Source organism: Pseudomonas sp. P4_C1 (assembly GCF_056402155.1).
Genome location: NZ_JBFUHY010000109.1, coordinates 1 through 12,078 on the forward strand (window position 1 = coordinate 1; position 12,078 = coordinate 12,078).

The following is a 12,078-nucleotide window of genomic DNA, read 5'->3' on the forward strand; positions in this document are numbered from 1 at the left end:
CAGTAGGAGCGTATCTCCAGTCGCGTACTCCATTCACCACCACCCGCTTTCACCAACTGACCTCGCTGAAGCTCGTCTATGACAGCGCTTTGTGGCAACCATGCCACCCCATAACCCTCGACTGCCATTCGCATCAGTAGCATCGTCATATCCGCCTCGTAGCACCGCTCCAACATGCATGCAGTCGGGCCATTCTTTATGACGATGTCGGCAACACGACCTAGAAAAGTCGTAGCTGTATAAGCGAGGTGAGGAACTGTTTTGCTGGAGGTGCCCGGTAAGGGATACAGCGGATTCCCATCGCTGTCAGGTGCGCACACAGGAATAAACGCGTCATGACCCAAGGTCAAACTCCCGAACTTTTCCGAATCGAGAAGAATGGGCGCCAAGGGGTGATGATAGACAATCATCAGATCACAACTCCCCTCCTCCAGAGATATGACCGCGTCGTGGATGTTGGCGGCAACGACCCGCGCATTGAATTGCTCATTGTGCTGCTGAAATTGCTTCAGCCATTTCGGCAGGAATGTCATCGACAGACTGTGGCCGGCAGTGACCTGGATGGATCGCCCTGGCATCCGCTCTACCTCGCGAAGGCTTGAGCGCAGCCTCATTAGCCCCGCCAATGCCTCGCGGCTTTCTTCACAAAATGTGCGGCCAGCAGAGGTCAGTTGGACAGGATAGGTGCCACGATCCACCAACTCTGCACCCACCCATTCTTCAAGTGACTTTATACGCCTCGACAAAGCCGACTGGGTCACACAGCGAACCTCCGCAGCCCGAGAAAAATTCTTCCACTCCGCGACCGCCAGAAGATCATCCAGCCATTTGATTTGCATACTGATACCTCATGCCTTGAGTGCTCAGTCTACTGCGCCCCAATCGGGATAAAGCAGCAGTTTCGAAAACTATTCCAAAAGCGCATGAGGCTATCGGGATTACTCATCACGCCCTTCCAGGCCCGACCCTAGAATCGAATTTGTTGGAGCGAGGCCATAGAGCTTTGACCAAATGACACTTGTCTCCTGCCAAGTAACAAAAGCAAAAAAACCACTTGAGGAAAGCTCCGTGAAGAAAAATAAACTTCCGCGTCGGATCGCAATTGGCATCGCTTTAGGCGTGCTTGTCGGTTGGGCGTGCCACCATTTCGCAGGGAGCGAACAAAGCGCCAAAGAGATCGCGTCCTACTTCTCGATGGTCACGGATATTTTTCTGCGCATGATCAAGATGATCATCGCGCCCCTGGTATTCGCCACCTTGGTTGGTGGCATTGCCAGCATGGGAAATTCCCGCTCCGTTGGACGCATTGGCCTGCGGGCCATGGCCTGGTTCGTCACCGCGTCGGTAATCTCGCTGGCAATCGGCATGGGCCTGGTGAACCTGTTCCAACCCGGCGCAGGACTGAACATGGAGGTCGTCCAGCATGCGGCGAGCCCCGTGGTGAACACCGGGGATTTCAGCCTCAAGGTTTTCATCAGTCACGTGTTTCCCCGCAGCATTGCTGAAGCCATGGCCAACAACGAAATCCTGCAAATCGTGGTGTTCTCGTTGTTCTTCGGGTTTGCCCTCGCAGGTGTGAAGCGAGCGGGTTACACAACGATTGTCGATGGCATCGAAGAGCTGGCCAAGGTGATGTTCAAGGTCACGGACTTCGTCATGGCCTTCGCGCCAATCGGCGTTTTCGCAGCCATCGCATCGGCGATCACCACTCAAGGTCTTGGCTTGATAGTCGATTACGGAAAGCTGATTGCCGAGTTCTACCTGGGCATTGTGATTCTGTGGTGCGTGTTGTTCGCTGCCGGCTACCTGTTCCTGGGGCGCTCAGTGTTTACCTTGGGCAAGCTCATCCGCGAGCCCGTTCTGTTGGCATTTTCCACTGCCAGTAGTGAGTCCGCGTATCCAAAAACCATGGAAGCACTGGAGAAGTTTGGTGCACCGAAGCGCGTATCCAGCTTCGTTCTACCGTTGGGGTACTCGTTCAACCTTGATGGCTCGATGATGTATCAAGCGTTCGCCATCATGTTCATTGCACAGGCCTACAACGTCGACTTGAGCTTCACACAGCAACTGCTCATCTTGCTGACGCTGATGATCACCAGCAAGGGAATGGCAGGTGTGGCCCGAGCATCGGTGGTCGTAGTAGCGGCTACGTTACCCATGTTCAACCTCCCTGAAGCCGGCATTTTGCTGATCCTTGGCATTGACCAATTCCTTGATATGGCCAGGACTGCCACCAACGTCGTTGGCAATAGCATCGCGACGGCCGTGGTTGCCAAATCAGAACCACATGAAGAAGCTGAAGACGTGCCCGGCACTGAGTCTCCGCTCCCAATTCATACTGCAGCCACCGCGTGAGAACCTAAACATGAAAGGTAAATCGAAGCCGTCCAGCGGGTCATCATTTGCTCGCAAACTAGGTATCGTCGGCGGGCTTGGCTCACTGGCCGGCGGCGATCTTTTCTACAAGTTGGTGAAGTCCAGAGCTGTTCTGGAGGATCAAGGTCGCTATCACTTCCTGTTTGAGCAACACCCCTTCAAAGACGTCCTGATGCCCCTGGATCGGGGCGCCAACATGACCTCCAGGAAGTTCTATGTTTTCCAGGTTTGTCAGACATTCGAGGCCAGTGAAGTCAATGCAGTTTTACTGCCTTGTTTTGCCAGTCACACCTTTCGCGAGGAGATCCAGGAGGAAATTGGCATACCCGTTCTGGATATGATGGCGGCGTTACGCAAGCACATTGATCATGTCGCTGAATGCGGCAGTACGCTGGGCATCATCGCGTCTGACTATGTTCGGCACTCTGGACTGTTTGAGCGCTATTTCGGCAATGACTTCAAGCTCGTTTATCCAAACGATAACGAGCAGTCCGGGTTGATGGACGCGATGTATGGCGTTAATGGCATCAAAGATGGGTACCTTGACGGTGTACCGCTGGAGTGTGTCTATCAGGCCTGCCTGTCGCTTCAGGATCAGGGAGCCACAATCATCCTGCCTGGCATGACTGAGCTCTCGTTGGTCTGCTGTGATCTTCAACGACGTGGCTTGACTGTCCTGGATATCAACGAGATTTATGCCGCTTTCGCAACCTTGGAGAAAGGTCAGTCGACCCGTCCGCCATTCAAGCTTGGGATAGTGGGTGGAGTTGGGCCAGCGGCAACGGTCGACTTCATGGGTAAGGTTGTGGCGCACACACCGGCAGGTCGCGATCAGGAACACATCAAAATGGTGGTGGAGCAAAACCCTCAGATTCCTGATCGCACAGCCAACTTGCTGAATGACGAAACTGATCCGACGATGGCGATGTACGCAACGTGCAAGCGACTGGAAAGTGCCGGCGCCAATGCCATAGCGATTCCGTGCAATACGGCTCATGCATTTGTTGAGCGCATCCAGGCGCACCTGCGTGTACCTATTGTGAACATGCTGACAGAGACTGTAGAGGCAATCGTGCAGCGGTATGGCGCTGGCAAAATCGTTGGGCTGCTTGCGACATCCGGCACAATAAAAAGTCAGGTTTATCACGAAGCAGCGCGGCGAGCAGGGTTGCAAATAATCGCCCCTGGTGTGGATTACCAAGCGTTGGTCATGGAGTCGATTTATGGAAACCACGGAATCAAAGCAGGTTACACAGACGGCATCTGTAAAGACCAGCTCTTGATCGCAGCAGAGCACTTGTGTGAACTGGGTGCAGATGTGCTCATCCTGGGGTGCACAGAGCTACCACTGGTGCTAGAACATAGTGAATCCTACATGATCAAAAATCATGAGGTTGCACTGGTCGATCCAACAACCATTTTGGCATTGAAATGCATTGAGTTAGCCCAAGAAAATACAGCAAAGCCAAGTCAGCCAGATGGCTTATCGACTGAGAAAAACCCGCTCTAGAGTCAAATTCCGCTTTAGCAAAAAGGCCCTTATCGGGCCTTTTTTGTACTCAAACCAATGTCACTTGGTCAGCCAAGACTCGACGGTGTCGGAACCATATGTCGCTTTCCACTCTTTCAAGGTTCGGTGATTCCCGTCTATTGTCTCACCGACAACATCTCTCGCAACTCCTTCAATGCCTGGCCAAATGATCAAGATCTGCCACAAAGCGTCCATCTATGTGTTCCCCAGCGGCTCACTGACTGGCGACAACGGCAATGACGCAATTATTTCAGCGTGGCAAACCTCGAGTATTTCATCAGCCAGAGAAGAATCATCTGGGCAGGCGCGCGACAACATGACCGCACCGATTGCATGCGCCAGCATGTCGATCATTTTTGCCCGTACCCCATCCTGCGGCGCGTCTTGCCTCGCGTTGTACTTTTCTTCGAGCGCTGCCAGCGTGCTTTCTACCCCGCTGGCAAAGGTGGCTTTCAACTCATCTGATTGACGCGCAGCGTCTCCACAAAGGGCCGCCATGGTGCAACCGCTGCCCCTGCCGTCTCGGTGATCCCTCGACACATACAAATCGATGAACTCAGCAACTTCGAGACCTTCGGAACTGGTCAGCGAATGCGAAAGACTGTTCGCTGCCGCTYCAGCCATCAAATCGGCCTTGGAGCCGAAATGCTTGTAGAAACCTCCTTGCGTAAATCCGGCAGCTGCCATGAGTTCCGCCACCCCCACGCCATCGTAGCCACGCTCGCGAAACAGCTCTGAAGCCGTCTCAACGATGTGAGCTCTATTGGCGAGTGATTGCGCCTTGGTGATCTTCATTTCCTGCGCCTCTGCATCTCAAAGCAATGCCTTCATCATACTCTGATGTCGATCATAATCAAAAGCATTGACAGTTTTGAGTTCGATCGACATCATAAATGCGCCAACACGAATATTCCCTGGCACGGCGCATGTCGCCTTCATTAATCAACGAGTATGGAAACGATATGAACGATAAGACGTTATTTGAGCCGTACACGCTCGGCTCGCTGACACTTTCCAACAGAATCGTGATGGCTCCGCTGACGCGTAACCGTGCGGGAGAAGGCTTCGTCCCGAGCGAGTTCGCTGCAACCTATTACAGCCAGAGAGCCTCTACAGGCCTGTTGATCTCCGAAGCCTCGCAGATCTCGCAGCAGGGACAGGGCTACCAGGATACGCCCGGTATCTACACGCAGGCGCAGATTGATGGCTGGCGCAAGGTCACCGATGCCGTCCACGCAAAAGGCGGACGAATTTTCCTGCAACTGTGGCATGTCGGACGCGTATCGCACGTTGACCTGCAGGAGAACGGCGCCGCTCCGGTAGCACCCTCCGCTCTCCGTCCCGCAACCAAGGTCTTCGTCAATAATAGCTTCGTGGACGTTTCAGAGCCGCGAGCGCTTGATATCAGCGAGCTTCCCGGGATCGTTAATGATTTTCGCCAAGCGGCGGCAAATGCCATCGCTGCGGGATTCGATGGCGTAGAGATCCACGGCGCAAACGGCTATTTGCTGGATCAGTTCGTCAAGGACGGTGCCAATATCCGCACCGATGCCTACGGTGGCTCGATTGAAAATCGCGCTCGCCTACTGCTGGAAGTGACGGCGGCGGTAGTAGCCGAGGTCGGTGCAGAGCGCACAGGCATCCGTATATCGCCAGTTTCGCCAGCCAATGGTGTCTCCAGCAGCGAACCGCAGGCCCAGTTTGACTACATTGTCGACCAACTCGATGCCTTGGGCATTGTGTACCTCCATGTGGTCGAAGGCGCGACTGGCGGGCCACGCGATATTGCGCCCTTCGACTTTGGTTCTTTGCGCCAACGCTTCAAAAACACTTACATCGCGAACAATGGCTACGACGTGAATTTGGCCACCTCTCAACTCAACGATGACAAGGCTGACTTGTTCGCCTTTGGACGTCCCTTCATAGGTAACCCTGACTTGGTGGAGCGCCTTAAAACCGCTGCCTCTTTGTCGGCGTTCGATCCTGCGACCCTGTATGGCGGCGGTGCAGAAGGCTACATCGACTACCCAACCCTTGCTGAATCCAGTACCCGGCACGGCTAAAAATCAGGTCAGCGCACGTCCTCCGGACACCACGCATGACTCGCCTATCGATATCCGAAACTGAGGATCAATTCATGAGCATCCCTACCACCGTTCTCATTACCGGCGCCTCCACTGGCATCGGCGCTACCTATGCCGAGCGCTTTGCACAGCGCGGGCACGACCTCGTACTGGTTGCCCGCGACAAAGGGCGGCTGGATGTTCTTGCAGCCCGGCTGCGTGAGAAACACAACATCACCATTGATGTTCTCCAGGCTGACCTGACCCAAATCAGCGATTTGACCACGGTCGAGGCCCGCCTGCGCGACGACGCCAGTATTGGCATCCTGGTGAACAATGCAGGCGCCGCACAATCCGGCAGCTTTATCGAACAATCCACCGACAGCGTTGCTCAGTTGGTTACGCTCAACACTACGGCGCTGGTACGGCTTGCCAGCGCCATCGCCCCACGCCTGGCACAAGCCGGAAACGGCGCGATTATCAACATAGGCTCGGTTGTTGGCCTGGCACCTGAGTTCGGCATGACGGTCTACGGCGCGACCAAGGCGTTTGTACTGTTTCTTTCTCAAGGTATGAGCCTGGAGCTTTCGCCCAAAGGCGTCTATGTGCAAGCCGTTCTGCCGGCAGCCACTCGCACCGAAATCTGGGAGCGAGCGGGCATCGACATCAATACCCTCAGTGACGTCATGGAAGTGGGTGATCTGGTCGATGCCGCGCTGGTCGGTTTCGATCGTCGCGAGCCAGTGACCATCCCACCCTTGCAGGACGCCGCCCGTTGGGATGCCTTGCAGGCCGCACGCCAGGGCTTGCTGTCGCAGATCAGGCAATCCGATGTCGCCGAGCGTTATCAAGCCAAGGCGTAATCATCGTGCAGCAGGCGCTGGTGCGCAGCACTCGATTTAAAAGCGCCTGCAACACAGTCTCACTTGCAGCTTTTCGACCCGCATCACGGGGCAAACATGAATATTCAAGACACAAAACTTCATCCCGGATCGCGCACGCAGTTCGTAAATGCAGCGAACAAATGGATCAAGGTCGAAGGAACAGCGTTCGCTTACCGTGACATAGGCCCCAAGGGTGAGTTGCCGCTCGTTCTGCTTAACCATTGGGGCGCAGTGCTGGACAACTTCGACCCACGGATCATGGACGGGCTCGCAAGCACCAGGCGCATCATCGCCACTGACTATCGGGGAATCGGCGCATCAGGTGGCACGGCCCCTGCGACGGTCAGTGAAATGGCAAGCGATGCCGTCGCTTTGATTCGTGCGCTGAGTTTCGACAAGGTCGACCTGCTGGGTTTTTCACTTGGTGGGTTCGTGGCCCAGGAAATTGCTCTGAGCGCCCCTGACCTGGTGCGCAGACTGATTCTGACCGGTACCGGGCCTGCTGGCGGCACCGGCATCGACAAGGTCTGGTCAGTGAGCTGGCCGTTAATGCTTAAAGGTTTGCTGACGTTGCGCGATCCGAAGACCTACCTCTTCTTCACCTCGACGGTCAATGGCCGGCGAGCCGCCAAGGATTTTCTGAATCGCCTGAAGGAGCGCAGGAAAGATCGAGACAAAAATCCAACGCCAACCGCTTTTTTGCGGCAGTTAAAAGCCATTCAGGCATGGGGCAGACAACCCCCACAAAATCTCAGTCGCATACTGATACCGACGCTGATCGCCAACGGTGACAACGACATCATGGTGCCCACGATCAACTCCACCGACTTGGCAAACCGGATCCCGAATTCACAACTGATCATTTACGAAGACGCAGGGCATGGCGGAATTTTCCAACATCATGCCGACTTCGTGGCCAACGCAACGGTATTCCTGGATGCCTGAGCGTATTCGGCCATTCCCATTTGAATCCATGAGAGTTGAATCAACATGAAGGCGTTTCTAATCGACCGTTACGGCAAGAATAATGGCCGTGTAGCCGAGGTGCCCGCACCTGAGGTGGGTGCACATGACGTCCTGGTTCAAGTGCATGCCACAAGCGTCAACGTGCTTGATTCAAAGATCAGTACAGGCGAATTCAAACTGATCTTGCCGTACTCATTCCCGTTGATATTGGGCAATGACCTGGCTGGGGTCGTGATCAGCGTTGGATCCGGTGTGCGGCGCTTCAAGCCAGGTGACGAAGTCTACGCACGCCCTCCTCAGGAGCGCATAGGCACGTTCGCCGAGCTGATTGCGGTACAGGAAAATGCACTCGCGTTGAAACCTAAAAACATCAGCATGGAAGAGGCCGCATCCCTCCCGCTGGTGGCTCTGACGGCTTGGCAAGTGCTGGTTGAAACCGCCAAGCTGAAAAAAGGCCAGAAGGTCTTTATCCACGCCGGCTCGGGTGGCGTCGGTACAATCGCCATCCAACTCGCCAAGCATCTGGGCGCCTTCGTTGCGACAACCACCAGCACAAACAATGTTGAATGGGTTAAAGCGCTGGGAGCGGACGTTGTCATCGATTACAAGACGCAAAACTTCGAAAGCGTTTTGCAGGACTATGACGTCGTATTGAACAGCTTGGGCGTGGATGAGCTAGAAAAGTCGCTCACCATTCTGAAGCCTGGTGGCCAGCTCATCTCCATCTCGGGGCCGCCGACGCCGCAATTCGCTGAAGAGCAAAAACTGTCCTGGGGATTGGGTTTGGTGATGCGTTTGTTGAGCACCGGTATCCGCAGAAAAGCTCGCAGGCGGAACGTCAGCTATGCGTTCGTTTTTATGCGTGCGAGTGGTGCTCAATTGGGTGAAATCACTGCTCTGATCGAGTCCGGCATTATCAAACCGGTGGTCGACCGATCCTTCCCTTTCGAATCAACAGCCGAGGCTTTGAGCTATGTCGAACAAGGAAGATCGAAAGGCAAAGTTGTCATTAAGCTTGAGGGAAGTTCGCTATCGCCAGGAGTATTACCAACGGCGCAAACTGGCTGAAAACTGAGCAAGAAAAAGGGCCCTTCTCTGGCCCTTTTGTACTCAAGCTGAACTCTCTTGGTCAGCCAAGACTCAGCGGTCGCGGTGCCGTGCTCAGCTTCCATTACTCCCGCATTTGTATTGCCACTGTATTTCTGGAGACCGTGACGAACCGATTGGGTCGATTGCTGCCCGGTACACGGTAGTTGATGATCGTGCGCCAGACACATTTTACGGCAAAAACCTATCTCTATGCCGAGTCGGCATACGGCTGCAGGTTAGTGAGATTTGAACCAGCTGGGGTGTAGCACTGGAAAATGCTCCTTTAACCAATCCACAAACGCATCCACCTGAGGTGCAAGATGCGTTCTACTTGGGTAAAGCACGGAAACCAGGCGAGGCTTGGGACGAAATGCCCTGAGCACTTCAACCAGTTCTCCGCTTTCGAGGAAAGTCTCAACGGTAATTCCCGGCGCTTGAATAATGCCGAAGCCTGCAACACCGCATTGAACGTAGGCATTCGACTCATTCACGGTGATACCACCATGAGGAGTATGTGGACGATCTTCACCGTCTACCGAGAAATGCCAAGGCAGCGGTCTGTGATTCTGACCAGAAAGAAAGCTGACACATCGATGGTCTGTTAGATCGTTTAGGGTTCTGGGTACCCCGCAGGCTTGGAGATAACTTGGAGACGCACAGGTCACCATGGTGGCGGTACCAATTTCTCTAGCTACCATGCTTGAGTCCGGGAGGTCGCCGATTCGCAATGCACAGTCGATGCCCTCGGCTACGAGATCTACCGCACGGTCGGTCACGCCCAGCGAAAGCTCGATTTCGGGAAATGCCTCCGTAAATTTTCTCAGGTTTTCCATGAAGCTGTGCTGGGAAAATGCAGTGGGGATGTCAATGCGAAGCCGTCCCCGCAACGTCGACCCACTACGGTCGAACATGGAAGTGGCTTCTGCGATTGTTGCCAAAATCTCTTTGACACGCTCATAAAACCGCTCGCCCTCAGCAGTCAGTTTCACTTTACGAGTAGTGCGTTGGAACAGGCGGACACCCAGCGAAGCTTCCAGATCCTGAATGGTGCGTGTGACGTGCGGGCGTCCTGCCTGCATTGCCTCCGCGACTTTGGTGAAGCTTCCCAACTCAGCCAGCTTGGCGAATACCTGCATCGACTGTAGAAGCTCCATAAGTCTCTTTCTCGGGAAACATGATAACTGGATGATTGTTGCTGATCAGGATAACAATCCTGTTGGTTTCTGCACATTTATCTAGTGCCGCGAAATCTCAACAATGTCCTCAGCGTAAGGGAGGAGCTTTCCTCCCCTGCACATTCAAAATTGCTGGAGACTGAAAATGAAAGCGTGGCTTCTGAAAGATTTCGGATTGGACAATCTTGTGCAGGGGGAAGCTGAGACACCCGTGCCCAAAGCTGGAGAACTGCTGGTAAAAGTGGGGGCTGTATCGCTCAACTTCCGAGATAAGGCTATCGTTGACGGCATCTATGAGCCTCATATGGTGCCCAAGCCGCTAATCCCTGTAAGCGACGCGGCAGGTACTGTCGTAGCAGTCGGTGATGGCGTCAGCCGCTTCTCTATCGGAGATCGAGTTAACTCACACCTTTACTCACGTTGGTTGGATGGCATGCCAGGGCCTGATGAGCCCAACTACTGCTTCGGCTCGCCATTGCCGGGCGGTCTGGCGGAGTACATGATTATCCATGAAGACAGCGCGGTACGTGCGCCCGACAACATGTCGGATGAGGAAGCTGCGACCCTTCCAATTGCTGCTCTGACCGCATGGTATGCGCTCGTTGATTTCGGCCAGATCGAGGCAGGCCAAACCGTTTTGGTTCAGGGTTCAGGGGGTGTTTCTGTTTTCGCAGCACAAATTGCAACGGCACTTGGCGCCAAAGTTATCGTCACTTCCAGTCGAGATGACAATCTGCAAGCAGTGAAAAAACTGGGTGCTGTTGCGGGTGTAAATTATCGCACTAGCCCTGAGTGGGCAGAGGAAGTACTAAAGCTCACTGACGGCAAGGGGGTCGATCTCCTGCTGGATGTGGCAGGCGGGGATGGCATCAATCAATCGGTTGCAGCGACAAAGGCAGGAGGACGTATCGCACAGATCGGCTTCCTGACCGGCCAAACCTCTGCACTGAACCTGATGCCTTTGATCTTCCGGCAAACAACGATTCGTGGCATCGCCGTTGCTCCTCGCTCCTCATTTGATCGCATGAACGAATTCTTGAATGAGCACAAGATTCGCCCGGTAATCGACCACGTGTATCCATTTGATCAAGCACGCCAAGCGTATGAGCACTTGGCCAGAGGCGCCTTTGGTAAAGTAGTAATCAAAATTTCGTAAGATCAAGAAAGGACTGGGTCATCCGGCGGTTGAATACCGACTCCACTAACTAAAGTCGATAGCTGTGATCGAAGGGTTCCAGCGCAGAAGCCCTAGATAGTCGAGCACAAAGCCGCCGGACGGCTCAAGTAATTAAGGCGCTACATGCGTTTGGAAAATCTTGCTAACCACAGTCCACTTGCCTTCGACTTTCAGCAGATGAAAGAAGTCGGTGAAGGAGATGCCTGACATATCGTTGGCGTCGATGCGAGCACTAGCGGCAGTACCGACGATCTCTATGCGGGTAATAGCGGTCTTTGCGTCAGGAGATGGACGGAAACCCTTGTCGATCCCATCGAACAGGATTGGTATCGCGCCGCCGGCTAGCTTGCCATCGGCGCCGACGCTGTACATCGTCGCATGTTCGTTGAAAGCGGGCTTCATGATACTGCTCTTGGCCTGCTTGCAACCCTCAATATACTTGTTAAGCACCTCAGTGATAGCTTGGTATTCTTCTACGTAGGTAGGTTTGCTCACTGCTTTACTACTGTCTTGTTGGTCACTCGGTAGGCTATCTGCTTGAGCAATCGCGCCCAAGCTCGAAATCAGGGCGACAAAAAACAAACTCTTGATAGAAGTAATTTTCATTTATTCACTCTTAATTTAATAAGGATTGCGATTATTGATTTATGCTCAACCCTGCAAAAAGCACAGCAGGTGTTCCGAAAACTTTGGTGCTACTGTAGCTTCGCAATGAAATTAACGATGTGTTTTCAATAAAGAATTCCGCAGTTTCACCGAGGCCTGCGGACTCTTTGTTTTTGAAACTACTTGTTCAGGCTGGTCTTAAGTTCTTGAG

11 protein-coding genes and 1 pseudogene are annotated in these 12,078 nt (G+C 53.8%); 7 read left to right on the forward strand and 5 right to left on the reverse strand.

Features of this window, described 5'->3' with window-relative positions:
* The coding region (locus tag AC1DU9_RS28265) for a LysR family transcriptional regulator (RefSeq protein WP_477811125.1) at window positions 1-839 on the reverse strand (839 nt) is incomplete at its 3' end.
* A 229-nt stretch (window positions 840-1,068) separates the two neighbouring features.
* Here AC1DU9_RS28265 and AC1DU9_RS28270 point away from each other — a divergent pair.
* Window positions 1,069-2,355 (forward strand): dicarboxylate/amino acid:cation symporter, encoded by a 1,287-nt coding sequence (locus tag AC1DU9_RS28270; RefSeq protein WP_477811126.1) that lies wholly within the window; start codon window positions 1,069-1,071, stop codon window positions 2,353-2,355.
* A gap of 10 nt (window positions 2,356-2,365) precedes the next feature.
* Window positions 2,366-3,886: a cysteate racemase gene (gene cuyB / locus AC1DU9_RS28275; protein ID WP_477811127.1), complete on the forward strand. Its 1,521-nt coding sequence runs from the start codon at window positions 2,366-2,368 to the stop codon at window positions 3,884-3,886.
* Between the two features lie 60 nt (window positions 3,887-3,946).
* Here the strand turns inward: cuyB and AC1DU9_RS28280 are convergent.
* Together AC1DU9_RS28280 and AC1DU9_RS28285 are read right to left on the reverse strand one after the other, a co-directional pair.
* Window positions 3,947-4,039, reverse strand: a pseudogene (locus tag AC1DU9_RS28280) (transcriptional regulator); the annotation flags it as partial.
* Window positions 4,040-4,102: 63 nt separating this feature from the next.
* Window positions 4,103-4,702 carry a TetR/AcrR family transcriptional regulator gene (locus AC1DU9_RS28285; RefSeq protein WP_477811128.1) on the reverse strand — a complete coding sequence of 200 codons (600 nt, stop codon included), beginning with the start codon at window positions 4,700-4,702 and terminating at the stop codon, window positions 4,103-4,105.
* 167 nt (window positions 4,703-4,869) lie between these two features.
* Between AC1DU9_RS28285 and AC1DU9_RS28290 the strand changes: the two genes are divergently transcribed.
* The 4 genes from AC1DU9_RS28290 to AC1DU9_RS28305 all read left to right on the forward strand — a co-directional run bounded on the left by AC1DU9_RS28290 (window position 4,870) and on the right by AC1DU9_RS28305 (window position 8,888).
* Window positions 4,870-5,970 (forward strand): alkene reductase, encoded by a 1,101-nt coding sequence (locus tag AC1DU9_RS28290; protein WP_223431524.1) that lies wholly within the window; start codon window positions 4,870-4,872, stop codon window positions 5,968-5,970.
* Between the two features lie 74 nt (window positions 5,971-6,044).
* On the forward strand, window positions 6,045-6,833 hold the full coding sequence (locus AC1DU9_RS28295; RefSeq protein ID WP_477811129.1) for an SDR family NAD(P)-dependent oxidoreductase: 789 nt from the start codon (window positions 6,045-6,047) through the stop codon (window positions 6,831-6,833).
* Between the two features lie 96 nt (window positions 6,834-6,929).
* On the forward strand, window positions 6,930-7,799 hold the full coding sequence (locus AC1DU9_RS28300; protein ID WP_477811130.1) for an alpha/beta fold hydrolase: 870 nt from the start codon (window positions 6,930-6,932) through the stop codon (window positions 7,797-7,799).
* Window positions 7,800-7,844: 45 nt separating this feature from the next.
* Window positions 7,845-8,888, forward strand: coding sequence for an NADP-dependent oxidoreductase (locus tag AC1DU9_RS28305; RefSeq protein WP_477811131.1), 1,044 nt, complete (start codon window positions 7,845-7,847; stop codon window positions 8,886-8,888).
* A gap of 257 nt (window positions 8,889-9,145) precedes the next feature.
* Here the strand turns inward: AC1DU9_RS28305 and AC1DU9_RS28310 are convergent, their stop codons facing one another.
* Window positions 9,146-10,045, reverse strand: a complete 900-nt coding sequence (locus AC1DU9_RS28310; RefSeq protein ID WP_477811132.1) for a LysR family transcriptional regulator — start codon at window positions 10,043-10,045, stop codon at window positions 9,146-9,148.
* 184 nt (window positions 10,046-10,229) lie between these two features.
* Between AC1DU9_RS28310 and AC1DU9_RS28315 the strand changes: the two genes are divergently transcribed.
* Window positions 10,230-11,240 (forward strand): zinc-dependent alcohol dehydrogenase family protein, encoded by a 1,011-nt coding sequence (locus AC1DU9_RS28315; RefSeq protein ID WP_283190687.1) that lies wholly within the window; start codon window positions 10,230-10,232, stop codon window positions 11,238-11,240.
* A gap of 132 nt (window positions 11,241-11,372) precedes the next feature.
* Here the strand turns inward: AC1DU9_RS28315 and AC1DU9_RS28320 are convergent, their stop codons facing one another.
* Window positions 11,373-11,756, reverse strand: a complete 384-nt coding sequence (locus AC1DU9_RS28320; RefSeq protein ID WP_457266368.1) for a nuclear transport factor 2 family protein — start codon at window positions 11,754-11,756, stop codon at window positions 11,373-11,375.
* Window positions 11,757-12,078: the final 322 nt, after the last annotated feature.